The sequence below is a fragment of the Pseudoalteromonas sp. Scap25 genome (assembly GCF_013394125.1).
Taxonomy (GTDB): domain Bacteria; phylum Pseudomonadota; class Gammaproteobacteria; order Enterobacterales; family Alteromonadaceae; genus Pseudoalteromonas.
In genome coordinates this window covers 2,301,030-2,326,398 of record NZ_CP041327.1, presented here as the reverse complement: position 1 = coordinate 2,326,398, position 25,369 = coordinate 2,301,030, and the positions used below count along the sequence as shown (strand labels likewise).

Below are 25,369 nucleotides of genomic sequence, written 5' to 3'. Positions count from 1 at the left end.
TTTAATAACAAGGTCATACCTTATTTATTATTGGGTGAGAAGATATGCAAGATAAAGAGGGATTGTTTGTATTTGCTGCTGAAGAAGAAAAAGCAGATACAGAGCTAAAAGCATGGAAGATATTAACCGTTGAGGATGACCTTGATTATCAAAACGCGTTAGTTAATAGCTTGAGAGAATTAAAAGCAAAGGATGGTTATAAATACGAGCTGTTAACAGCAAATTCTGTGCCTGAGGCTGCTTTGGCGTTGAGTATGCATCCTGATATTGCACTTATTTTTATAGATGTAGTAATGGAGGAGGATGACTCAGGCTTGCGTTTAGTAAATACTATTCGAGAGGTTATAGGTAACGCAGAAATGCGTATTGTGCTATTAACAGGTCAACCTGGTTTTGCTCCAGAGAGTGATATCATGAAAGTCCTTGATATCGATGAATACTGGAATAAATCAGATATTACAGCAGAAAAGTTGCAATCAATTGTTAATAGTAACATGCGTACATGGGAGTATATTTCACAAATTAGGTCAGCAAAGCAAGGTTTACAGCTGGTGCTAGATGCATCTAGAAGTATTAACGGTAAGCATGATATGGCCTCTTTTTCTCATGCAGTGCTTAAAGAAATTAGTAATATTTTAAAAATAACCGAAGGCGGCGGTATTTTTTGTTCGAGTAATTCAAACTCTAGCTCTGAATGCTTAATACTCTCTACCCATGGTTGCTTTAGTGGCACTAAAGGGCAACCTGTTGTACCTAACCTGCCTGCAGAAATGCTGCAAGATTTTAAACAAGCGATTAAACAGCGTAGTCATATTTTTTCAAAGCACCACAGCGTATTTTTTTTCGAGACTCCCTTAACGCAAGAACAAGATATTTCTTATATAACGATCGTAAAATCAGACAACCCAATTAATGAGCAAAATGAGTATTTACTAAAAGTATTTAGCGAAAATGTGAGCACGGGATTTGCGAATATTTCGTTATTAAATCGTTTAACAGAGCTTGCTTATACCGATGTATCACTAAATTTACCAAATAGGAACTGGTTAACCCGTGAAATAAAGAACATGAATGCCCATGAGCGATTAAAAACACGATTAGTCATTTTTGACATTTATCAGTTTGATGAAAAAGCATTTACTTTCGGGAATGACTTTTGTAATAAATTAATGAAGTTAGTTCATCAAAATATAGTTGATACTTTTGCTAAATATGAACCACGCATAGCACTAATTAGTAACAAAACCTTTGGCATGCTAATTAGCGTTGACTTTGATATTTCAGATGCAATTAGTTACTTTCAAAATAAGCAAAAGTTCGAAATTGAACAGGTGAAGCAATATATTGATGTGCGTATACTGGAGTTGAAGTTAAGCGCTGCTTTAAACTTAACACCTGAAAAAGTGATTAGCTTAGCAGAGTCTAGCCTCAACTATACGTTGGCAAACCATGCAAAATATATTCAGCATACAGAGGAAAAAACAGATCAGATAACTCGTCGATATGAGCTGATGGCTGAGCTCAGAACGGCTATAGGTAATAAAAGCTTAGAGGTGGTGTTACAACCCAAAATCAGCTTATCAACCTTGAAACCAGCAGGTTTTGAAGCGCTCGCTAGGTGGCAAAGAGCCGATGGCAGCTTTGTACGCCCCGACGAGTTTATAGAATTAGCTGAAACAGCCGGATTAATTAATGAACTAGACCATGTGATTTTTGAGAAAATACTAGAGGCTATTAATCAACTTAAAGAGCAAGGCTGTAACTTACCCGTTGCATTTAATGCGTCCTCTTATGATTTAGTTGAGCCAAGCTACTTTGAACAGATAAAAAATAAAATTGAAGAATACAGTATTTTGCCTTCTATGCTTGAGCTTGAGGTGACCGAAACACAAGCTATTAGTAATTACAGCTTAATTAAAGAGGCGCTTGAGCGGTTTATTTCTTTGGGCATGAAAGTCAGCATTGATGACTTTGGTACAGGGTATTCGTCTTTGGCTCACATTAATGAAATACCGTCTACGTCGATAAAAATAGATCGCTATTTTGTTAGTGACCTTGAGTTTAATGACAATAATCAATACATGATTAAGATGATATTGTCTTTGGCAAAGCAATTTAACTTTTCGGTGATTGCTGAAGGTGTTGAGAATGAGTTTGAGGCCAAGTGGTTGCAGCAACAAGGCTGCGAAACAGCTCAAGGGTATTATTTTTCTAAACCTCTATCTCTAAAAGATCTGTTCGGATGGTTAAAGCAGTATGAAGTGACTGATAATGAATAGCATTAATAGTTTGCCTGTTGGTACAAAAAAAAGTGTGCTAGTTAAATTGCTATTCAGTTTATTCATTACCTTCTTTATTGGTTGGCTTATATACGAACAAATATATCAAGAAAAAATAAACACCATTAAAGCTCAGCAAGATGAAAAGTTAGTACTAATTAGTAGTGATTTCTCCAAAGAGCTCAGCAGCATTAAAAAGCTAACTCGTATTTTGGCTCAAGGCCCAGTTTTAAAAAGCGATGCACAAAACAAGCCTTTGCAACAAATGCGAAGCAGAGATGAAATAAATAATTATTTTTTAAATTTTGCGGCTATCTCTACTAACATAGCCCAAATTCGCTGGCTCGATAAGCAAGGGCAAGAGCAATACCGCATTAACGCAGTGAATGGTGTTGGCGAAATTGTATCGCCTGATGGTTTGCAAAATAAGCAAAACCGTTACTACTTTCAAAAAGGGATGCAGATCAGTGCGCCTGACATTTTTGCTACAGAAATAGATTTAAACATTGAACACAACAAAATCATAAAACCTCATCAACCATCAATCCGCGTAACCTACCGTACCAATCAAGAAAATTACCTATTAGATGGCCTATTGGTGGTTAACTTTAACTTAGATTATCTATTTAATCAGATCAAAAGCTATAGCCAAAAAAGTACCCATATAAGCATTTTGAATCATAATGGTTTTTGGTTATTAAATAGTGATGAAGATTTAGAATGGGGGTTTATGTATGGTAAAAATGAGCAAACGCTTGCTATTCAAGAGCCTCGGCTCTGGCAGCAAATTATTGGTGGCAAAGTCGAGTATGGTTCGCACTTTTTTGACCATAACCTCTATACTTACCGACGTTTTTCTATTTTTTCACTGCGCGAGAACAAAGGCAGAATTAGTGACACCGATAAAGAGTTAATTATTTTAATAAGTAGTCCTGATGAATTACTAATAACTGGACAGGTGAAAGCCTTACAGTTTGCGTTTTTGTGTAGTGGATTACTGTGTTTAATTAGTTTTGGCTTTATTTATCGTGAGTATAAGTTTCAAAATAAGCTGTTAACCCTCTCGCATAAATTACATATAGAAAAGATAGAACTAGATATAGTGAACCGAGAGCTTGATGCCACCATAAAGCAGCAACAACAGCTACAAGAAGGACTAATTGAAGCGCAAAAACTATCCTCATTAGGATTGCTCGTAGCAGGAGTTGCTCATGAAATGAATACACCCATTGGTGGAGCCGTTATTTCTGTTTCTAATGCAGATATGGCATTAGCTAAATTAAATGCGGCGATGAGGGAGGGGCTGACTAAATCAACGTTAGAGGAAACAACAACCAGTATTGGTGAGAACCTAGCACTAGCTAAAGTTAACTTAAATAAAACCGCAGTATTAGTGAAAAGTTTTAAAAAAATGGCCATTGATCGCCATAACGATGAATTTATTGCATGTGATATTGAAAAAATCATTCAAGAGTTATTATTGTCATTAAATTCCAGATTAAAAAATTCACCGATAAAAGTGAAAACTATTTTCTTGCTCAAAAAACAGGTGATTAGTTTGCCGGGGATTATTTCTCAGGTGGTCGAAAACCTTGTAATTAATGCGCTAAATCACGCTTTTGATGAAAAGCAGGAGGGAGTGATAGAAATAAAAGTAGAGCAAGCGACAAATAATAGCGTAAGGCTTAGCGTGTCAGATAATGGTAAAGGAGTAAATAATGAGACTAAAGCAGATATATTTGAGCCTTTTTATACAACCGCACGAGGTAAAGGTAATACGGGCTTAGGTTTATATATGGTGCACCAATGGGTAACACAAGTTTTGAAAGGAGACATCAAACTTCATTCAGAACCACAAAGCGATGCCTATTTTAAAACACAATTTATTATTACCTTGCCTGAGTTAACCGCAAAGTCTGATTACGATTAATTACTAGGGACGTTATAAAGGCGTTGAAATTAATTGTTGTGACTCGGGAGTAATCACTAAATACGAACCTTGAGTATACCAATCGCCCAATACTGTACGAGTAAGGGTTTGGTTATTAACTTCATAGGTATGTACATTAGGGCGGTGAGTATGGCCGTGGATCATATTAGCCACGTTATGCTTAGCAAAGGTTTCGAGTACCGCGCTTTGCACTACATCCAGTATTTCTATAGGTTTGTCTGCTTGGCTAAGTTTACTTTTTTCACGCGCATCGCGGGCTATTTTTTTTCGATACCATAATGGCATAGCAAGCATTAATTTGGGCCACCACCAACCACGACTTTTTTGACGAAACTTTTGATATTCAATATCTTGAGTACACATTTCATCACCATGTAAAATTACCGTGGGTGTGCCGTAAAGGTCGATCACTGTTTGCTCATCGAGTAGAGTCATTCCTGCCATGTTTGCATATTTTGTGCGCATGATAAAATCGCGATTACCGTGTACAAAATAAATAGGTATGCCCGAGTTATTAACTGCTTTTAATTGTTTGGCCACTGCTGCTGATAGTTCGCTTACATAATCGTCACCAACCCAGACTTCAAAAAAATCACCTAAAATATATAGGGCGTCTACTTTTTGAGGAACAATATGGGAGTGTAAAAATTTAAAAAATGCCGCTGTAATATCAGGGCGATTTTCACTCAAATGTAAATCTGCAATAAAGTAGGTTTGGCGAGTCATGGTGATTCCAGTTAAATAAAAGCGGGTGAATACCCGCTTTATGTATTCTTTGAAGAATAAAGGGGGTTTTAGCTTACAGTTACACTTTCAATTACCACATCTTCAAGTGGTACATCTTGGTGAAAGCCATTGCTACCTGTAGCAACACCTTTGATTTTATTTACTACGTCCATGCCCTCTACTACTTCAGCAAACACACAGTAACCCCAGCCTTGCGACGTTTCGCTGCTGTGGTTTAAAAAGTCGTTGTTATTCACGTTAATGAAAAATTGCGCTGTAGCTGAGTGTGGATCAGGCGTACGCGCCATTGCTAAAGTACCTACTTTGTTAGATAGGCCGTTGTTAGCTTCATTTTCAATTGGGTCGTTTACTTCTTTTTGTTCCATACCCGATGCAAAACCACCGCCTTGAACCATAAAACCATCAATTACACGATGAAAAATAGTGCCGTTATAAAAACCTGAGTTTGCATACTCTAAAAAGTTTTTTACTGTATTTGGAGCTTCGCTTTCGTGCATTTTAATGGTGATATCACCAAAGTTTGTGTGTAGAACAACCATGAGATTTCCTATAGCTGGTTTGAATATTGGCGCTATTTTATCGTAGTTGACCCAGATTAACAAAGTGCTTTGATAAACCGCTAGAGCCCATGCTTAGCAAGTGGTAACATAGCTTTTCTGTTAATCGTGAAGGAAAGCAACTAAATGGTACAAATATACAACACACTGACACGCCAAAAAGAACAATTTAAACCTATGGTTGATGGAAAAATCGACATGTATGTGTGTGGTATCACCATTTATGATTACTGCCACATTGGCCATGCACGCACATTTGTGGGTTTTGATGTGATTGTTCGCTACCTTCGTCACTTAGGTTACGATTTAAAGTACGTGCGTAATATTACCGATGTAGACGATAAAATTATCAAGCGCGCAAATGAGAACGGTGAAGCCATTAACGACTTAACCGTGCGTATGACTAAAGCCATGCATGAAGACTTTGACAGCTTAAATATGCTACGTCCTGATGTAGAGCCAACGGTTACAGGTCACATGGATGAAATTATTGCCATGGTTGAGCGTTTGATTGCCAAAGGCCATGCTTATGTTGCAACCGATGGCGACGTTTTATTTGATGTATCAACCTTTGAGCAATACGGAGCACTTTCACAGCAAGATTTAACCATGCTGCAATCGGGCTCACGTGTGGAAGTAGCACAAGATAAAGACGATCCTCTTGATTTTGTTTTATGGAAAAAAGCTAAAGCAGGGGAGCCATCGTGGTCATCACCTTGGGGTGAGGGTCGCCCTGGTTGGCACATAGAATGTTCAGCGATGAGTTCAAAGCACCTAGGTGAGCACTTTGATATTCATGGTGGTGGTTCAGACCTACAGTTTCCGCACCACGAAAACGAAATCGCGCAATCATGCTGTGCTAACAACGGCCAATACGTTAATACTTGGATCCATACCGGTATGGTTCAAGTGAACAAAGAAAAGATGTCTAAATCATTAGATAACTTTTTTACCGTTCGTGAAGTATTAAAGCAATACGATGCTGAGTCGGTTCGTTACTTTTTAATTTCTGGCCATTACCGCAGTCAACTTAATTACTCGCAAGAAAACTTAGACCAAGCACGTTCATCACTTGAGCGTATTTACACGGCATTACGTGGTGTTGAGCCAGTTGAATGTGAGCTTGAGGGTAATGAGTATGTAGCTAAGTTTAGAAAAGCTATGAATGATGACTTTAATTCGCCAGAAGCATTACCGGTTGTATTTGAAGTTGCTAAAGAGCTAAACCGAGTAAAAGAAAGTGATAGCGAAAAAGCAGGACATTTAGCCTTTATTCTACGCAGCTTAGGTGAAATACTTGGTATTGCTCAACAAGCACCTGAAGCATTTTTACAAGGCGGTCAAAACGATGATGAAGTGGCTGAAATTGAGGCATTGATTGTAAAACGTAATGACGCACGTGCCAGTAAAAATTGGGCTGCAGCTGATGAAGCTCGCGATGCTTTAAATGCACTGGGTGTAATACTTGAAGATTCAGCGGGAAAAACAACGTGGCGTAAAGCATAGGGACTTTTAACCTTTGCGTATTTAGCCATAACGCGCTGATCACAAAAAAAGGGTTGCCATTGGGTAACCCTTTTTTGTTATATCAATTGCATTAAATTGATTATGCTTTTAATAAAATTGATATTGTTGACCTCAATTATGGTTGAGGTTTTAAACTCGCATTCATCAATTTAAAAATGGAAAATTAATGAATATTTTACTTGCCATGATCCCTGCTTTTTTATGGGGAACGACTTATGCGGTAACTAAATACGCAACCCCAGAGTGGCCGCCAATCTTATTAGGGGCCATACGTGCACTTCCTGCTGGTTTATTATTGTTGTTATTTAAACCCTCTTGGCCAACAGAAAAGCAATGGCCTGGCATCTTTTTAATCGGCACGATTAATATTGCGCTATTTTTTAGTTTTATTTTTGTAATGGCAATTAACCTACCAGCAGCTATTGCTGGCGTGGGTATGGTATCTGTCCCTGTGGTTGCATTATTATATGCATGGCTTGTAAAGCGACAACAGCCAGCGCTAGTGCAAGGTATTTGTGCGCTTGCTTTAGTGGTTTTAGCATGGCGCTTATTTGATCCACAACATGTAGCACTTAATGTTTTGGGGATTTTGGCGCTGATAGGGGCGTTATTAACTATTGTGATAGGCAGTACGCTGGTACAAAAAGTAACGGCTAAAGTTCACTGGTGGACGGTACTCACGTGGCAGCTAATCATTGGTGGCAGTTTGCTAGCAATTGCCGCTATGGTTCAAGCTTTCTATTTTGCACCACAGCAGTATCAATTTTTAACTGCATCAATAAATATCACGCAATGGCTGGCGTTATTTTGGCTGGTGGTACCTAATACTGCTTTGGCTTACATCCTATATGTTTGGTTATTAGGACGAATGTCAGTTGTTGAATTTACTTTTGGCACTATAGCCAACCCAATTGCCGGTATTTTATGTGCAGGAATATTAATTAACGAGCAGTATGCAAATTGGCAGTACGCGATTATGTTATTAATGATTGTGTTTTCGGTTTTGCCACAAGGCTTGGACTTAATAAAACGAAGAATGATGATACAAAAAGCCCGCAATTAAGCGGGCTTTGGATTACTTTATTTTTATTTATTAGCTGTGATATTTCTCACACGCTTCTAACGTATTTTCAATTAAGCTAGCAACTGTCATCGGGCCTACGCCGCCAGGTACAGGGGTAATAAAGTCAGCTTTTTGTTCTGCAGTAGCGTATTCAACGTCACCCACTAACTTACCGTTGTCTAAACGGTTAATACCCACATCAATAACAATCGCGCCTTCTTTTATCCAGTCACCCGGAATAAACTCTGGTTTGCCTACAGCAACAACCAATAAGTCAGCACGGCGAACATGGGTTTCTAAATCTTGTGTGAACTTATGACAAACAGTAGTCGTACAGCCAGCTAACAACAGTTCAAGTGACATAGGGCGACCCACAATATTAGAGGCACCCACTACCACTGCGTGCATGCCTTTGTAACGCACGCCGGTTGAATCTAATAAGGTGATAATACCCTTTGGCGTACATGGGCGAAGGGCAGGCATACGCTGCGCTAAACGACCAATGTTATAAGGGTGAAAGCCATCAACATCTTTATGCGGGGTAATACGCTCAAGAATTTTTTCTGCGTCTAAGCCTGCAGGTAAAGGAAGTTGCACTAAAATACCGTCAACTTCGCCATCAACATTCAATTCATCAATTAATGCTAATAGCGCTTGCTCTGTTGTGTCTGCGGGCAAATCAAATGATTTAGAAATAAAACCAACTTCTTCACAGGCTTTACGTTTTGAACCAACGTAAACTTGGCTTGCTGGGTCTTGTCCAACAAGCACCACAGCTAATCCTGGGGCTCTAAGGTTTTGTGTAACACGTTCTGAAACTCGTTCAGCCACTGCGCTACGTACTTGTTTTGCTACTGCTTTACCATCAATGATGTTTGCCGTCATGGGTGACCTTTAATTAGGTTAATTAACTTGATACCGATACATTTAAAAAACGAATGCATATATAGGGGTTAAAATGCCGATAAAGAAAAAGACCTTTACCTTACTCATTTTTTAATATGGCGGCTATTTTCGCAGAAAAGCGGTTGAGCGCCAAGTTGCTTTTAAATTATAAGCCCCCGAATTTAAAAAAGAGTTTAAATTTTATCCCTGTATCGTAATATTTGACCATTATGAACTAAAAATGAGCAATTGATTTGTTTTCTTAAAAAAACGTTTGACCTAACACGGTCAAATCACTATTATGCACCCCGTTGTCAACGAGGTCACTCGCAGACAATAGTAAGTATCGGCGATTAGCGCAGTTTGGTAGCGCACTTGGTTTGGGTCCAAGGGGTCGCAGGTTCAAATCCTGCATCGCCGACCATTTTTATGTTTAGTCATAACAATTTAACTTACTAGTGAACTATGAAGTTTTCGATGCGCCCATAGCTCAGCTGGATAGAGCAACGCCCTTCTAAGGCGTCGGTCGAAGGTTCGAATCCTTCTGGGTGCGCCATTTTGAAAACACTGTAATGCCGTGGTGATTGTAGCTCAGTTGGTAGAGCCCCGGATTGTGATTCCGGTTGTCGTGGGTTCGAGCCCCATCAGTCACCCCAATTTACAAAAAAGAATATCGGCGATTAGCGCAGTTTGGTAGCGCACTTGGTTTGGGTCCAAGGGGTCGCAGGTTCAAATCCTGCATCGCCGACCACTTTCTTATAAGTGGTCTTAAATCCTAAGTTTAAGTATTCGAGAAAATATTTATATCGGCGATTAGCGCAGTTTGGTAGCGCACTTGGTTTGGGTCCAAGGGGTCGCAGGTTCAAATCCTGCATCGCCGACCATTTCCCCTTAAGTTCTATATTCTAAATCTCTATATTTCATCTAAAATAACTCTATTTTTGCTCCAATTCATTCTATACAGTTGAATTAGCCTGTTTTTTATTCGCTTAGTCGTTATCTACCCTGATCTACCCCAAATAATTGCCCCCCACACTCGACTATCATGAATATTAGGTTATAATGCCGCGTCTATTTGTTTAAAAATATAGTGCCCTAGGGCAGAGCAGCAATGGTATCTCCTGGTAGCGACGGATTTTTTTAAGCTCTAAGGCTTGAATTTTATCAAGACGCCTATAGATTACTTTGTTTGTAATGAAGGCGAAAAGTCGCCAAAATTGAATATTGAGGTAAATCATGCAAGTTTCTGTTGAGACGACTCAAGGCCTTGAGCGCCGTCTGACCATCACCGTTCCTGCAGAGAACGTTGAGACCGAAGTAAAAAAACGCTTACAACAACTGTCAAAAACGCAGCGTATCGACGGTTTCCGTGCTGGTAAAGTACCAGTATCAGTAATCAACAAGCGTTTCGGACCAGCTGTTCGTCAAGAAGTTGCTGGCGAAGTAATGCAACGTAATTACATTGAAGCAATTGTTGCTGAAAAAATTAACCCTGCTGGCGCACCTACATTTGCACCAAAAGCACTTGAAGCAGGTAAAGATTTAGAATTCTCAGCAACATTTGAAGTTTACCCTGAAGTTGAAGTTCAAGGTTTAGAGAAAATTGCTGTTGAAAAACCAGCGGTAGAAGTAACTGACGAAGATTTAGCAAACATGCTAGAGACACTTCGTAAGCAACACGCTTCTTGGGCTGACGTTGATGGAGCTGCTGGCGCAAATGACCGTGTAACGGTTGATTTCGTTGGTACTATCGATGGTGAAGAATTCGAAGGCGGTAAAGCTGAAGATTTCCCATTAGAACTTGGCCAAGGTCGTATGATCCCAGGTTTTGAAGACAACATCGTAGGCAAAAAAGCAGGCGAAGAAGTTGTTGCTGACGTAAACTTCCCTGAAGATTACCACGCTGAAAACTTAAAAGGTAAAGCGGCTCAATTCACTATCACAGTGAAAAAAGTTGAAGCGCAAGAATTACCTGAATTAAGCGATGAGTTTGCAACTAAATTCGGTGTTGCCGAAGGCGGCGTAGACGCGCTTAAAGAAGAAGTTAAAAAGAACATGACACGTGAGCTAGACCAAGCGGTTAAAGCTAACGTAAAAGATCAAGCAATCAAAGGTCTTTTAGAGCAAAACGAAGTTGAAGTGCCTAAAGCATTAATCGACCAAGAAGTTGACGCTTTACGTGAGCAAGCTGCTCAACGTTTTGGTGGTAACGGTCAAAATATGCCTGAGCTTCCAGCTGAATTGTTCCATGAGCAAGCAGTTACACGAGTTAAAACTGGCCTATTATTAGGCGAAGTGATCAAAGCAAACGACATCAAAGTTGATGACGCTAAAGTTGAAGCACTTATCGCTACTGTAGCATCTGCATACGAAGATCCAACTGAAGTGGTAGAATACTACAAAGCAAATGATCAACTAATGCAACAAATGCGTAATGTAGCAATGGAAGAGCAAGCTGTTGAAGCTATTTTAGCTAAAGCAACTGTGACTGATGTTGAAAAAGCATTTGATGACATCATGAATCCACAGCAAGGTGCATAATAAGTCATTGACTTAAGCGCTCGCTAACGATTAAATGGCTCGTGTTACTCTGTTTATGCAGTGTGCCCGGGCCATTTTAGTTTGTGGTTCTTAATTAGCTAAAAATGATCATTATGCTTTTCTTAGAATAAGTATAAGCGCATAAGGAATTAAATAAGTATGAACACTGGTATGACAGATCCCCTAAACGCATTAGTACCAATGGTTGTTGAGCAAACAGCTAAAGGCGAGCGCTCGTTTGATATTTATTCGAGACTATTAAAAGAGCGTATTATCTTTTTAACGGGCCAAGTTGAAGACAACATGGCAAATCTGATTTTAGCGCAAATGCTTTTCTTAGAATCAGAGAACCCAGATAAAGATATTTTCTTATATATCAATTCACCGGGTGGCTCGGTCACTGCGGGAATGGCTATTTACGATACAATGAATTTCATTAAACCTGATGTAAGTACTATTTGTGTGGGCCAAGCGGCTAGCATGGGTGCGTTTTTACTATCTGGTGGTGCTAAGGGTAAACGTTTTTGTTTACCTAATTCACGTGTAATGATTCACCAACCATTAGGTGGATTCCAAGGTCAAGCATCTGATTTTGAAATACACGCGAAAGAAATCTTGTCTATTAAAGACAAATTAAATCGCTTAATGGCTGAGCATACTGGCCAACCGCTTGATGTTGTTTCACGTGATACAGACCGTGATAACTTTATGAGTGCAAGCCAAGCTGTAGATTACGGTATTGTTGACTCAGTATTTACTAATCGCGGTAGCAAGTAAGTATGCCTGCAAGCAGTAATGCTTGCTAATGAGAGTTACTATGCGAAAAAGCCTAAATTTTGGTATAGTTAAAGCGTATTAAAATAGCCACCAAGACTTTGGTGGCCAACGTAATAAAATGAGGTAGCTGAATGTCTGACACTCCTACAGACGGCGACAAAAGTAATAAATTGTTATACTGCTCTTTTTGCGGCAAAAGCCAGCATGAAGTTCGAAAATTAATTGCAGGACCTTCAGTATACGTTTGTGATGAATGTGTAGAGCTGTGTAATGATATTATCAGGGAAGAAATTAAAGACATCGCGCCTAAGCATGATGCCGCTGACAAATTACCTGTGCCAAAAGAAATTCGTAACCACTTAGACGACTACGTAATTGGCCAAGAGCATGCGAAAAAAGTGTTGTCTGTAGCGGTTTACAATCACTATAAGCGTTTACGCAACCAATCAACTAAACAAGACGTTGAACTAGGTAAAAGTAATATTTTATTAATTGGTCCAACGGGGAGTGGTAAAACACTACTAGCTGAAACGTTAGCACGTTTGCTAGATGTGCCGTTTACAATGGCCGATGCCACCACGTTGACCGAAGCCGGTTATGTGGGTGAAGATGTTGAAAACATCATTCAAAAGCTTTTACAAAAATGTGACTACGACGTAGAAAAAGCACAACGTGGTATTGTTTACATTGATGAAATTGACAAAATTTCACGTAAATCAGATAACCCATCAATCACCCGTGATGTATCAGGTGAAGGTGTACAACAAGCCTTACTTAAATTGATTGAAGGTACCGTTGCTTCTGTTCCGCCACAAGGTGGACGTAAACATCCACAGCAAGAGTTCCTGCAAGTAGACACTTCTAAAATTCTGTTTATTTGTGGTGGCGCATTTGCTGGTCTTGATAAAGTTATTGAACAGCGTAGCCACAAAAATACTGGCATTGGTTTTGGCGTTAACGTTAAAGAGTCGGCAGCGAGCCGCTCTTTAAGTGAAACATTTAAAGATGTTGAGCCAGAAGATTTAGTGAAATATGGTTTAATTCCAGAGTTTATTGGCCGTTTACCTGTTGTTGCTACATTGACTGAACTTGATGAAGCTGCACTGGTACAAATTTTAAGCGAGCCTAAAAACGCTATTACTAAGCAATTTTCAGTATTGTTTGGGATGGAAGACGTTGAGCTTGAATTTCGTGATGATGCACTACGTGCTATTGCTCACAAAGCAATGGAACGTAAAACCGGTGCACGTGGCCTGCGTTCAATCGTAGAAGGTGTATTGCTTGATACTATGTATGAGCTGCCTTCAATTGATAACGTAAGTAAAGTGGTTGTTGATGAAACCGTTATTAAAGGTGAGTCTGACCCAATCTTGATTTATGACAGCAGCAATCAAGAACAAGCCGCGGCGGATTAAATTCTGAGCAAGTTGTAAAAAAAAGGAGCCAATGGCTCCTTTTTTTATAATTAATTTAATCGAGTTGGCAAAAATTGTTGAACTTTAATTAGGTTATCCCCATATACTTGAGTAATCTTTAAATAAATGAAGTGCAAAGAGAAAATACAATGACGCTTGAGAGAAACGATCGAGTCGAAATCCCTGTGCTAGCACTGCGCGATGTAGTGGTGTATCCACACATGGTGATCCCGCTTTTTGTAGGCCGTGAAAAATCAATAAAATGCCTTGAAGCGGCAATGGATAAAGACAAACAAATTTTCTTAGTTGCACAAAAAGATGCAACTGTAGACGAGCCTGAGAAAGACGATATTTATCGTGTAGGGACAATTGCGACTGTACTTCAATTATTAAAGCTACCCGATGGTACAGTAAAAGTATTAGTTGAAGGCACGCAGCGTGCAAATATCGAAGAGTTTGTTGATAACGAAGACTTCTTTGTTGCCAATGCTCAGTTTATTGAATCTGATTCAGTGAATGAACAAGAGCAAGATATTTTTATTCGCAGTGCATTAAGCCAGTTTGAAGGCTACGTAAAATTAAATAAAAAAATCCCACCTGAAGTGATGACTTCGGTCTCTGGTATTGATGAGCCAGCGCGTCTTGCTGATACCATGGCTGCGCATATGCCATTAAAAGTGCCTGAAAAACAAAAAGTACTTGAAATATCAAGCGTTACGGAGCGCTTAGAGTACTTAATGGCGTTGATGGAAGGTGAAATAGACTTACTGCAAGTTGAGAAAAAAATTCGTACCCGCGTTAAAAAGCAGATGGAAAAATCGCAGCGTGAGTACTACCTCAATGAGCAAATGAAAGCGATTCAAAAAGAGCTTGGCGAAATTGACGATGTACCAGATGAATTCGAAGCGCTAAAAAAACGCATCGAAGAATCAGGTATGCCTAACGAAGCGAAAGAAAAAGCCACGGCAGAGTTTAACAAACTTAAAATGATGTCGCCGATGTCGGCAGAAGCGAGTGTTGTTCGCTCATACATAGATACGCTAATTAACGTACCGTGGAAAAAACGCTCTAAAGTTAAAAAAGATTTAGCAGGCGCGCAAAAAATACTAGATAGCGATCACTACGGACTTGATAAAGTTAAAGAGCGTATTATTGAATATCTCGCGGTACAGCAGCGTACTAATAAGCTTAAAGGGCCTATTTTGTGTTTAGTTGGGCCGCCAGGGGTAGGTAAAACCTCTCTTGGGCAATCTATTGCGCGTTCAACTGGCCGTAAGTACATTCGTATGGCACTGGGTGGCGTACGTGATGAAGCTGAGATACGTGGTCACCGTCGTACTTATATTGGCTCTATGCCAGGTAAATTGATTCAAAACATGACTAAAGTGGGCGTTAAAAACCCGTTATTCTTGTTAGATGAAATTGATAAAATGTCAGCAGATATGCGTGGCGACCCTGCATCAGCATTACTTGAAGTACTCGACCCTGAGCAAAACAGTCATTTTGCTGATCATTACCTAGAAGTCGATTACGACTTATCTGATGTAATGTTTGTTGCTACCTCTAATAGCTTTAATATTCCTGGGCCATTATTGGACCGTATGGAAGTTATTCGTTTAGCCGGTTATACCGAAGACGAAAAATTAAATATAGCTAAAGAACATTTAATTCCAAAGCAAGTTAAGCGTAATGGCTTGAAAGAGAAAGAAGTTGAAATTGCTGACAGTGCCATTATCGGTATTATTCGATATTACACGCGTGAAGCGGGCGTTCGTAACTTAGAGCGTGAAGTATCTAAATTATGCCGTAAAGCGGTTAAAAATATCTTAATGGAAAAAGACACCAAAACGGTCACTATCGATGCAGATAACCTTGAAGAGTACTTAGGTGTGCAACGTTTTGATTACGGTAAAGCAGAAGATGGCGACCGTATTGGCCAAGTAACTGGCCTAGCATGGACAGAAGTAGGCGGAGACTTACTAACGATTGAATGTGCTGCAGTACCAGGTAAAGGCAAATTGACTTACACCGGCTCGTTAGGCGATGTAATGCAAGAGTCGATTCAAGCGGCAATGACTGTTGTGCGTAATCGTGCTGATGAGCTACGTATTAATAGCGACTTTTATGAAAAACGTGATATTCACGTGCATGTACCTGAGGGCGCAACTCCTAAAGATGGTCCAAGTGCGGGTATCGCAATGGTTACTTGTTTGGTTTCAAGCCTAACGGGTAATCCAGTGCGCTCTGATGTGGCCATGACGGGTGAGATTACCCTACGTGGTGAAGTACTGCCAATTGGTGGTTTAAAAGAGAAATTATTAGCGGCTCACCGAGGTGGTATTAAAACGGTGGTGATCCCTAAAATTAACGAACGTGACTTAAAAGAGATACCTGATAACGTATTGGCGGGTCTTGAGATTCACCCAGTTACGTGGATTGACGAAGTATTAAAGCTTGCTTTAGTGCATCCAGTTGATAGTTTTTCAGTCGAAACACCAAAAAAGCAGTAAAAAAGCCAAAAAAAGTGCTTTTAGGGGCTTTTCAAATCTAAACGGTATGATAAGTTAAGCACTGGTTTTCAAGCCTAGCCCTTGCAGGGCCTAGGCTTAAGAAAAATATAATCATATGAGCTTAAAAAAATTGCTCAAAAATTTCAAAACAGTGATGTTAGTTTAAAAAACAATCGCTCTTGATAACAACAATGAAAGAGGATGATATTGTGAATAAATCTCAATTAATCGATCAAATCGCAGCTGATGCTGACATTTCTAAAGCGGCTGCAGGTCGTGCACTAGATTCATTCATCGAATCTGTATCTGGCGCGCTAAAAGATGGCGACTCAGTTGCACTTGTTGGTTTTGGTACTTTCTCTGTACGTGAGCGTGCTGCTCGTGCAGGTCGTAACCCACAAACTGGTGAAACGATTCAAATTGCTGCAGCTAACATCCCAGCTTTCAAAGCCGGTAAAGCGCTTAAAGACGCAGTAAACTAATCATTGTGTAAACAATTTAGTTATGGCGAGTAAAGAGACGCTTAATTATTGCAATCGATAAATTAAGTTACTTCACCGCCAGTTACTTCAAGTGAAAAAGCGTATCTGGTAAGATACGCTTTTTTTACATATGACAAGGTAGAAAATACCTTGCTCAGAAAAGAGATAAACAAATGCTTGAGAAAATCAGAGAAGGTTCGCAAGGGCCGGTAGCCAAAGTCATTTTAGGCGCGGTGATTTTATCTTTTGCCTTAGCTGGGATCGGTAGTTACTTAGGTCAAACCACAGAACAACCCGTTGCTGAAGTAAATGGAATTAAAATTAGCCAAACAGAATTTAGCCGTGCGTTTCAAAATGAACGTAGCCGCTTAGAACAACAATTTGGTGAGTACTTTACCCAAATAGCAGCTGATCCAACTTACATGGCTCAAATCCGTCAAGGTGTGATTGACCGTTTAGTACAACAAGAATTACAAAGTCAGTTAGCCGCCGAGCTTGGTTTGCGCGTAAGTGATGAAAGCGTTCGTAAAACAATTTTAGAGCTACCTTATTTTAAAATTGGCGACAAGTTTAATAACGACCGTTATTTACAAGTTATTCGTCAAATGAATTTTCAACCTGACGCATTTCGTGAATACCTGCGTGATGATATGACGCGTAGCCAGTTAGTATCTGCCGTTGCGGGTACAGACTTTGCGCTGCCAAATGAGCTTAAATCAGCCATTGCGTTGCAACAGCAAACACGAAGCATTGATTATTTAGTAATTGATAAACAAGCAATGCAAGCTGATGTTGAAGTTACAGAGCAAGAAGTTGCGGATTACTATGAATTAAACGCAGGTCAATTTTTATCACCTGAATTAATTTCAGTTAATTACATCGAACTAAATGCAGATGATATTGATGTTGCATCGGTAAGCGAAGACGATGTAAAAGCATATTATGAGCAGAGTAAAGCGCAATATGTTGAACCAGAAAAGCGTCGTGTGTCGCATATTCTAATCGACAATAGCGAAGATGATGATGCGGCTAAAGCGAAAGCTGAGTCGTTACTTGCCCAGCTTAACGCTGGTGCTGATTTTGCTGAGCTAGCAGAGACATCGTCAGATGACATTGTTAGTGCAGAAATGGGTGGCGATTTAGAGTGGATTGAACGTGATGTTATGGAACCAGCATTTGAAGATGCAGCGTTCGCATTGCAAAACAAAGGTGATTACTCTGACGTTGTTGCTTCTGAGTTTGGTTATCACATCATCAAACTGACTGATCTACAAACTCAACAAGTTAAACCGTTCGATGAGGTTAAAGCTGACCTACGTGCTGAACTTGAGCAAGCTGAAAAAGTAGATGCGTTTTACGAGAAGCAAACAGAAATGGGGGCATTAGCCTTTGAGATTTCTGATCGCTTAGACGATGCTGCTGAAGTGGCGGGTGTAGAAGTACAATCTACTTCTTTACTAGCGCTTAGCGCGCTTCCTGAGCCGCTTAATAACCCAGCGGTTGTGACTGCCTTATCATCAGTTGAACTACTAGAAGATAAAGTCAATTCAGAAGTAATTGAGCTTGGTAATGAGCACGTGATTGTGGTGCGTGTAAATGAGCACCAACCTGCGGCAACGAAAGCATTAAGCGAGGTAAGTGAGCAAATTAAAACACGCTTAATGAATGAAAAGGCATCAGACCTTGCAAAAGAAAAAGCACGCACGTTATTTGCACAAGTAAAAGAAGGCAAGAGCTTAAACGATGTGGCTGCTGAGCAATCACTAAACGTTCGTCAAGAGTCGCAACTAACTCGTGAAAGCTTTGCTGTTTCACCTGCTATTGTTACCCAAGTATTCAAAATGGCACATCCTAGTGATGCGGCTGTATATGATATGGTTAGCTTAAATAATGGCGATGCAGCGATTGTTGCGCTTAAAGCGGTAAATGATGCACCAGTGAGTGACAACATTGAGCCACAAATGAAGCAAAACATTACTATGGCGCAAGCGCAGAAAAACTATACGGTATTCATTGAATCGCTTAAGCAACAAGCAGAGCTTAATGTACCAAAAGCAGCTCAAGCAGCTGAATAAGTAATAGCTAAATTAAAAAAGGCGCCAATTGGCGCCTTTTTTGTTTGTTTAGACATTAACAACTCAATAAGCGCTGGGTAACCTTTGACTGCGGGTTTTGAAAAATAGTTTCTGTAGCGCCGTATTCAACTATTTCACCTTTATTGAGTACCACTAACTGGTCGCTAATATGGCGCACTAAACTTAAATGATGGGTGATCAAAATATAGGTTAATCCAGTTTCAAGCTGTAGTTTAAGTAATAGGTTTACTATTTGCGCTCTTACAGAAGGGTCAAGCGATGAAAGTGCCTCATCGAGTACAACAACCTTAGGATCTAATATAAGCGCGCGAGCGAGCGCTACACGCTGTAATTGCCCCACACTAAACATATGCGGATAGTATTGCTGATGATCGACCAGTAGACCCACTTTAAGCAGCGTACTGCCAATTTTTTCACTACGTTGAGTTTTATCAAAATCAGTATTGAATTTTAGGCAATCATCGAGCATTTCAGCAATGGTCACTGCTGGGTTCAATGAGGTGGCGGAGTCTTGAAAAATCATTCGGATATAACGACACTGGGCATCACGATTACCATTGTTTTCTATAGTGTTATTCTCCAATAATATCTGCCCGCTATCGGCACTGTATGCACCCACTAATAATTTAGCCAGGGTACTTTTTCCTGAGCCTGTTTCACCAATAATGGCAATTGTTTCACCTTTACCAATACAAAATGAGATATTTTTTAAAACATCAAACTTTTTACGGCTAAACAGACCCGCTCGCATGTTAAAGGTTTTTGATAAGGCTTGAACTTTTAACAGTGGCTGCATTATTTTATTTCCTTGATCAGCGGAAAGTGACAGGCGTAGCTATGACCATGATGCTTTGAAAGTTTAGGCGCAACCACACATTCTTTTTGTGCTTGTGGGCAACGTGGACCGAGTCGACAACCAATCGGTAAATGCTGTAATGTTGGTATGGTGCCTTTAAGTGCATAAAAGGGTTCTTTATGGGCTAAACCATGCTCATAATCGGGCAGGCTTTTTAGTAAAGCCTGCGTATACGGATGACGAGGTTGGCTAAAAATACGGTGTGTTGGACCTGCTTCAACCATTTGACCGCAGTACAGCACATGAATACCATGCGACCAATTAACAATTTCTTCTAGTTCATGAGAGATCATCAAAATAGACATGTTCTTTAGCTGATTTAAACTTTTTAATAACCTAAACACCTGTGCACGGGTGGTGCTTTCTAGTGCGGTTGTAGGCTCATCTGCAATTAATAACTTAGGTGTGCGGGCAATCGCCATGGCTATCATGACCTTTTGGCATACGCCCTCAGAGAGCTCATGCGGGTAACTATCAAGCACCGCTTCATGATTTTTAATACCTACTTTATGTATTAAGGCTTTAACACGGTCTTTACGCTCACGGTTGCGTTTTAAGAAAAACCCTTTAGCAGCCACTTCAGGCAGTGTTTCAGCAATTTGGTTAAATATTTTAGCAGTAGGATCTAGACATCGACTGGGGTCTTGGTAAATCATCGCAATGTCTTGGCTAACCGTTTTACGGCGTTGCTCTGGTGTTAAGCGCATTAAATCAACACCACGCCAATGCATTCTGTCTGCGGTTATCACCCAGCGTTCATTAAGCACGCCGACAATGGCTTTTGCAATTAAGCTTTTGCCAGAGCCTGATTCGCCCACTAAAGCATGTACTTCACCTTCTTTTAAACTAAAGCTTACGCGATCAACAGCACGAATGGCGGTTTCGGAAGTTTGAAGTTCAATGGTTAAATTTCGAATATCTAGTAACTGCATCTAATCGGCCTTACGCGCTTGTAAAACTTTGCGAAGTCCATCGCCCACTAAGTTTGTTGAAAGAACCGCTAAAAATAACAGCACGCCCGGCAATGCTACCGTCCAGGGTGCTAAATATATAAGTCCTAAGTTCTCTGCTAAAATTGCGCCCCATTCAGTAGTCGGCGGCTGTGCACCCAGTTTTAAAAACCCTAACGCCGCAATATCTAAAATAGCAGTAGAAAGCGCCATCGTAAAAATAACCACAATATACTCATACACATTAGGAAAAATCCCGCGTGATAAAATATGCCATTTAGAGGCGCCATCTAAGCGGTAGGCTGTAACATAATCTTTGCCAAGTTCGTCAACTATCAGGTTTCTAATTGAATGAATAAACTGGGGTAATAAGGCTAAAATAATTGCCCATACGGTATTCATTAATCCAGGGCCGAGTATGGCAATAATAATGATGGCCAGTAACAATGAGGGAATTGACAGCGTTACATCCAGTAAGTGGTTCAAAAAACTAGAACGTATGCCTTTACTGATCCCTGCAAAGGTACCTACCAACACACCAATAACAGTGGTGATCAGTGCAGCCACAACCGATAACCCGAACGTATATGTGGCACCATTCATTAAACGAGACAGCACATCTCGGCCTAAATCATCGGTGCCAAGTATAAACCGCACATCGCCCATTTCATTCCACGAGGGAGGCAGTAATAGTGCATCACTGTGCTGTTGATTTACCCCATAAGGCGCAAGAAAAGGCGCGGTAGCCGCTAACAGGCTAAAGGCAATAAACACCCATAAACCAACCAGTGCAGGGTGGTTATTTTTAAACTTTCGCCAGAGTCTCGCTAATGGCGATTTATTTGAATCTTCTGAAAATAAGTTAAACTTTGCCATGCGCTTGGTTCCGAGACAGAGGATCGAGTAGGGTGTAGGTCAGTTCGGCCATAATTGTGGCAATAATAATAAATAAAGAGACGGCCATTAACCCACCTTGTATGGCGGGATAATCACGTTGATAAATACTGTCTATTAACCAGCGACCGATCCCAGGCCACGAAAAAATAACTTCAGTGATCATCGCTAGGGTGATCAAGGTACTAAACTGCAAACCTATTTGTTTTATAACCGGTAGTAAGGCATTTCTTAGGGCGTGATGAATAATAAGCTGTCCACGAGTAAGCCCTTTGGCACGAGCCGTTTTAATGAAATTTTGATCCATTACTTTTAACATCGATTCGCGAGTAAAGCGCACTAATACCGTGGTTGGATACATAGCAAGCACAATAGTGGGTAAGGTAAGGTGATGCAGTGCATCTAACATGGCCAAACCATTGTAAGGAAAATCAGCGAGTAAAATATCAAGTAAAATAAACCCTGTGCTCGCAGGTATCTCATACAACAAGCTCACTCGCCCCGACATGGGAAACCAGCCAAGTTGGAGCGAAAAAACCATAATTAATAATAATGCCAGCCAAAAAATTGGCATAGAATAGCCAATCATCGCTGTAGAGCTAATAAATTTATCAGGCCATTGTTTATTATATGCCGATGCTAAAATACCGACAGGCACACCCACTACCACCGAGATAACTAACGCGTAAATACTTAGCTCTAACGTTGCAGGGATTAAATCAATCACATGGGCGAAAACACTGCCCCCCGAGGCGAATGACATTCCCCAGTCCCCTTGTAAAATTCGTCCCACAAAGGCGATGTACTGCATAAAGTAGTTACTGTTAAACAAGTACTTTTCTTCTAACTGCGCATTTTGGGTGAAGTTAGTATCTGGTATGCCGCTTAAATTACTGAGTGGATCGCCGGGAAATAAGTAACTCAACGAAAAGGTAAAAATACTGAGTAGTAACACCATAAAAAATAACAGTCCGAGGCGGCGTAAAATATAATCTAAGATCATTATTTTTTCCTCGCGTTAGCCAACGAAATAGCACCGAATGGCCCTAAGGTAATGCCCTCAACATCTGCACTACTTGCTTGAAAACGCATGCCGTGGGCAATTGGCAGTAGAGGCAATTGTTTGATGATCATACTCTGTGCTGCGTCATAATATTGTTTACGTAAATTTAAATCTGTGGTGTCTAACGCTTTGGTTAGCAGTAAATCAAATTCAGGATTACACCAGTTTGCGGGGTTTTTGCCGCTGAATGTCGCAGTACAACTTAATAATGGGCTAAAAAAGTTATCGGGATCAGGCGTATCAGCTGCCCAACCTAATAACACACTGTCGTGGCGATGTTCTCCAATGCGTTGAATAAAGGTGTTCCATTCATATTCAACAATATTTACGTTAACGCCAATTTTGCGTAAATCACTTTGCATTAGCTCAGCCATTTTGCGGGCGTTGGGGTTATAAATACGGCTTACCGGCATAGCCCAAATGCTCATATCAAAGCCTTTTGGAAAACCGGCTTCAGTTAATAACCTTTTTGCCAACTGTGGGTCAAAAATAGGCATGTTTTTTTGTAGTTCAAACGCCCAAGACGTAGGCGGAAGAATAGACTGTGCACGCAAGCCATTACCGTAATACACCGCCTGCATTATTTTATCTATATCAATGGCATGAACTAATGCTTGACGTACTTTTAGGTTATCAAAAGGTGGACGCTCGGTATTAAATGCCCAGTAACCAATATTTAAGTTAGTTTCTCTTTCAACATTAATATCATCACGTTGCGCTAAGATACTTAATTGGGCACTGCTTGGGTGTGCAGTAACATCACATTCTTTGGTCAATATTTTTGCGATACGGGTGGTACCATTTGGAGTAATGTCGTACACCAACTGCTCAAGGGCAACATCATGTTTCCAATAATCAGCGTTTTTATAAAAGCGTACTAAATGGTCGCGTCGATACTCTTTGTAAATATAAGGACCCGTACCAATCGGGTATTGATCAAATAGGTTTTCTTGATTATTAGCTTTGAGCGCCATGGCATATTCTTTAGAGAGCACGACAGCAAAATCGGTCGCCATATTAGCTAAAAAGCTGCTCTCGGGATTAAATAGCTCAAATCGGACTTGATGATCAGAGACTCTAACAATTTTACGAATTAGCTGATCAATCCCCACACTTTGAAAATAAGGGTAATTAGCATCGCCAATAAAGTGATAAGGATTATAAACGTCGAATAATCGACTAAAAGTAAATATTACATCATCAGCGTTAAATTCACGACTAGGAGTAAAATAAGAGGTGGTATGAAACTTAACTCCTTTGCGCAAAGTGAAGGTAACCGATTTACCGTCTTTACTGATTTTCCAATCAGTGGCAAGTTCACTCTTAAATTCGGCGGTCACGGGGTCAATACTAATTAACCGGTCGTATAACTGGTTAGCAATAATATCGATAGTCGACCCTGTGGTTGTGACTTGTGGGTTAAACGACACAGGATTAGCCTCGGCGCAATAAACGAGGCCTTGGTTTTTTTCTTCTAAGATTTCTTCTTTACTATCAATGCAACCTACTAAGCTCAATGATATTAAAGCAAGTAATAATTTATGCACCCGCACAACCTCTACTATTCTAGCAAATTGTATTTTTTCAAATAACCACGTAGTTGATGATACGTTAAACCAAGTACTTCTGCAGTCTTCTTTTGATTAAATTGGCTATGTTCTAATGCTTTTTTTATCAATGTAATTTCAAATTCATTAGAGAGCGTTTTTAAGTCGCATGGAAACTCAGGTTCTTTGGTACTTGAACTCAATGCTACAGGCGCTTCTGCAGGTTGGGCATGAGTAGTCGGTTCAGATTGTATTATAGCAGGTGCTTGTGCATGTTTTATGCGGGCTTTAGGTCTAAAGCGACTTTCGAATGGGTCTAAAATAATTTTATGTACAGGAATATGTTCATTGCCGTGGCGATACAGACTTCGCTCCACCACATTTTTAAGTTCACGGACATTACCTGGCCACTCATAACTGAGCAAACTTTCTTGTGCACTGCGGGTAAAGCCACTAAATAGCTCCCACTCAAGGTCTCGTGCCATATTCATCGCAAATTGTTCTGCCAGTAACATAATGTCATCTTGACGTTCACGCAGTGGCGGTAAGGTGATCACATCAAACGCGAGCCTATCGAGTAAATCACTTCTAAATTCACCTTGCTCGGCTAAATGTGGCAAGTCTTCATTGGTTGCACAGACTAAGCGAGTATCTACTTTAACGGTTTGCTTGCCGCCAACACGCTCAAATTCACCATACTCAATCACTCTTAGTAGCTTTTCTTGAACCATGGCAGAGGTATTTGCTAACTCATCTAAGAATAAGGTGCCGCTATTAGCACGTTCGAAGCGGCCTTCATGGCGTTTACTTGCGCCTGTGAAAGCACCACTTTCATGACCAAATAATTCACTCTCGAGTAGGTTTTCGTTTAAAGCCGCACAGTTAAGCTTGACGTAATTTTGATCCCAGCGCTTGGATAAAAAGTGTAAACGTGCTGCAATTAGCTCTTTACCGGTACCACGTTCACCAATAATGAGTACGGGTTTATCTAGGTTAGCCAGTTGCGAAACCTGATCAAGCACCGATAAAAAGCTGTCTGATTGGCCAAGTAAATTGTCCTGTTGGCGATATTGACTCATATTTCCTAACTCTTAGTCATTTTTACTAACAGTTAGTGTATTTCATTATGAAGGATAACAAAAGTAATTTGTAATTTACATTTAACATATTGAAAATAAATGGTATTTTAAAAATATAAAAGTTGGCAAGCATATTGATACTAATAAAAG

The 25,369-nt window shown here is 40.1% G+C and carries 19 protein-coding genes and 5 tRNA genes; 15 read left to right on the top strand and 9 right to left on the bottom strand.

Annotation, left to right across the window (positions count from 1 at the left end):
* The first annotated feature begins 44 nt into the window (after positions 1 to 44).
* Both FLM54_RS10770 and FLM54_RS10765 read left to right on the top strand, forming a co-directional pair.
* Positions 45 to 2,279: an EAL domain-containing protein gene (locus tag FLM54_RS10770; protein ID WP_178956368.1), complete on the top strand. Its 2,235-nt coding sequence runs from the start codon at positions 45 to 47 to the stop codon at positions 2,277 to 2,279.
* Positions 2,272 to 4,209 (top strand): ATP-binding protein, encoded by a 1,938-nt coding sequence (locus FLM54_RS10765; RefSeq protein WP_178956367.1) that lies wholly within the window; start codon positions 2,272 to 2,274, stop codon positions 4,207 to 4,209. Before FLM54_RS10770 ends, FLM54_RS10765 begins: the two co-directional genes overlap by 8 nt.
* Positions 4,210 to 4,221: 12 nt before the next feature.
* Here the strand turns inward: FLM54_RS10765 and FLM54_RS10760 are convergent, their stop codons facing one another.
* Positions 4,222 to 4,956 carry a UDP-2,3-diacylglucosamine diphosphatase gene (locus FLM54_RS10760; RefSeq protein ID WP_178956366.1) on the bottom strand — a complete coding sequence of 245 codons (735 nt, stop codon included), beginning with the start codon at positions 4,954 to 4,956 and terminating at the stop codon, positions 4,222 to 4,224.
* Between the two features lie 68 nt (positions 4,957 to 5,024).
* Entirely contained in the window at positions 5,025 to 5,516 is a 492-nt protein-coding gene (locus FLM54_RS10755) for a peptidylprolyl isomerase (RefSeq protein ID WP_008111051.1), read from the bottom strand.
* Positions 5,517 to 5,660: 144 nt separating this feature from the next.
* Between FLM54_RS10755 and cysS the strand changes: the two genes are divergently transcribed.
* Together cysS and FLM54_RS10745 are read left to right on the top strand one after the other, a co-directional pair.
* On the top strand, positions 5,661 to 7,040 hold the full coding sequence (cysS, locus tag FLM54_RS10750) for a cysteine--tRNA ligase (RefSeq protein ID WP_178956365.1): 1,380 nt from the start codon (positions 5,661 to 5,663) through the stop codon (positions 7,038 to 7,040).
* Between the two features lie 187 nt (positions 7,041 to 7,227).
* A complete protein-coding gene (locus tag FLM54_RS10745) occupies positions 7,228 to 8,124 on the top strand; it encodes an EamA family transporter (protein ID WP_178956364.1) in 897 nt (298 codons plus the stop codon).
* A 30-nt stretch (positions 8,125 to 8,154) separates the two neighbouring features.
* Here the strand turns inward: FLM54_RS10745 and folD are convergent, their stop codons facing one another.
* Complete coding sequence (folD, locus tag FLM54_RS10740) at positions 8,155 to 9,009, bottom strand: bifunctional methylenetetrahydrofolate dehydrogenase/methenyltetrahydrofolate cyclohydrolase FolD (RefSeq protein ID WP_178956363.1); 855 nt, start codon at positions 9,007 to 9,009, stop codon at positions 8,155 to 8,157.
* Between the two features lie 347 nt (positions 9,010 to 9,356).
* Between folD and FLM54_RS10735 the strand changes: the two genes are divergently transcribed.
* The 11 genes from FLM54_RS10735 (at position 9,357) to FLM54_RS10685 (ending at position 18,809) form a co-directional block, all read left to right on the top strand.
* Positions 9,357 to 9,433 (top strand) — tRNA-Pro (locus FLM54_RS10735).
* Between the two features lie 55 nt (positions 9,434 to 9,488).
* Positions 9,489 to 9,565, top strand: a tRNA-Arg gene (locus tag FLM54_RS10730).
* A 24-nt stretch (positions 9,566 to 9,589) separates the two neighbouring features.
* Positions 9,590 to 9,665, top strand: a tRNA-His gene (locus FLM54_RS10725).
* A gap of 18 nt (positions 9,666 to 9,683) precedes the next feature.
* A tRNA-Pro gene (locus FLM54_RS10720) sits at positions 9,684 to 9,760 on the top strand.
* Between the two features lie 56 nt (positions 9,761 to 9,816).
* A tRNA-Pro gene (locus tag FLM54_RS10715) sits at positions 9,817 to 9,893 on the top strand.
* Positions 9,894 to 10,245: 352 nt separating this feature from the next.
* On the top strand, positions 10,246 to 11,550 hold the full coding sequence (gene tig, locus FLM54_RS10710; RefSeq protein ID WP_178956362.1) for a trigger factor: 1,305 nt from the start codon (positions 10,246 to 10,248) through the stop codon (positions 11,548 to 11,550).
* A gap of 159 nt (positions 11,551 to 11,709) precedes the next feature.
* Positions 11,710 to 12,327 (top strand): ATP-dependent Clp endopeptidase proteolytic subunit ClpP, encoded by a 618-nt coding sequence (clpP, locus tag FLM54_RS10705; RefSeq protein ID WP_008111041.1) that lies wholly within the window; start codon positions 11,710 to 11,712, stop codon positions 12,325 to 12,327.
* 131 nt (positions 12,328 to 12,458) lie between these two features.
* A complete protein-coding gene (gene clpX, locus FLM54_RS10700) occupies positions 12,459 to 13,742 on the top strand; it encodes an ATP-dependent protease ATP-binding subunit ClpX (protein WP_010388064.1) in 1,284 nt (427 codons plus the stop codon).
* Positions 13,743 to 13,891: 149 nt separating this feature from the next.
* On the top strand, positions 13,892 to 16,252 hold the full coding sequence (gene lon / locus FLM54_RS10695) for an endopeptidase La (RefSeq protein ID WP_008467545.1): 2,361 nt from the start codon (positions 13,892 to 13,894) through the stop codon (positions 16,250 to 16,252).
* 182 nt (positions 16,253 to 16,434) lie between these two features.
* The gene (locus tag FLM54_RS10690; RefSeq protein WP_256872136.1) at positions 16,435 to 16,734 is read left to right on the top strand and encodes an HU family DNA-binding protein; all 300 of its coding nucleotides are present in this window, start codon (positions 16,435 to 16,437) and stop codon (positions 16,732 to 16,734) included.
* 173 nt (positions 16,735 to 16,907) lie between these two features.
* On the top strand, positions 16,908 to 18,809 hold the full coding sequence (locus tag FLM54_RS10685; protein ID WP_178956361.1) for a SurA N-terminal domain-containing protein: 1,902 nt from the start codon (positions 16,908 to 16,910) through the stop codon (positions 18,807 to 18,809).
* 55 nt (positions 18,810 to 18,864) lie between these two features.
* On the opposite strand, the gene FLM54_RS10680 is transcribed toward FLM54_RS10685, so the two are convergent.
* From FLM54_RS10680 to pspF, 6 genes are read right to left on the bottom strand one after another with little or no spacing between them, the layout of a single operon-like run.
* Positions 18,865 to 19,626 carry an ATP-binding cassette domain-containing protein gene (locus FLM54_RS10680; protein ID WP_054202403.1) on the bottom strand — a complete coding sequence of 254 codons (762 nt, stop codon included), beginning with the start codon at positions 19,624 to 19,626 and terminating at the stop codon, positions 18,865 to 18,867.
* On the bottom strand, positions 19,626 to 20,618 hold the full coding sequence (locus tag FLM54_RS10675; protein ID WP_010388077.1) for an oligopeptide/dipeptide ABC transporter ATP-binding protein: 993 nt from the start codon (positions 20,616 to 20,618) through the stop codon (positions 19,626 to 19,628). Before FLM54_RS10675 ends, FLM54_RS10680 begins: the two co-directional genes overlap by 1 nt.
* Positions 20,619 to 21,512 carry an ABC transporter permease subunit gene (locus tag FLM54_RS10670; protein ID WP_010388079.1) on the bottom strand — a complete coding sequence of 298 codons (894 nt, stop codon included), beginning with the start codon at positions 21,510 to 21,512 and terminating at the stop codon, positions 20,619 to 20,621.
* Positions 21,499 to 22,533, bottom strand: a complete 1,035-nt coding sequence (locus tag FLM54_RS10665; RefSeq protein WP_138605056.1) for an ABC transporter permease subunit — start codon at positions 22,531 to 22,533, stop codon at positions 21,499 to 21,501. The genes FLM54_RS10670 and FLM54_RS10665 overlap by 14 nt, the downstream gene beginning before the upstream one ends.
* Positions 22,533 to 24,140 carry an ABC transporter substrate-binding protein gene (locus FLM54_RS10660; protein WP_178956360.1) on the bottom strand — a complete coding sequence of 536 codons (1,608 nt, stop codon included), beginning with the start codon at positions 24,138 to 24,140 and terminating at the stop codon, positions 22,533 to 22,535. Before FLM54_RS10660 ends, FLM54_RS10665 begins: the two co-directional genes overlap by 1 nt.
* A 14-nt stretch (positions 24,141 to 24,154) precedes the next feature.
* Positions 24,155 to 25,219 carry a phage shock protein operon transcriptional activator gene (gene pspF, locus FLM54_RS10655; protein ID WP_178956359.1) on the bottom strand — a complete coding sequence of 355 codons (1,065 nt, stop codon included), beginning with the start codon at positions 25,217 to 25,219 and terminating at the stop codon, positions 24,155 to 24,157.
* Between the last annotated feature and the right edge of the window lie 150 nt (positions 25,220 to 25,369).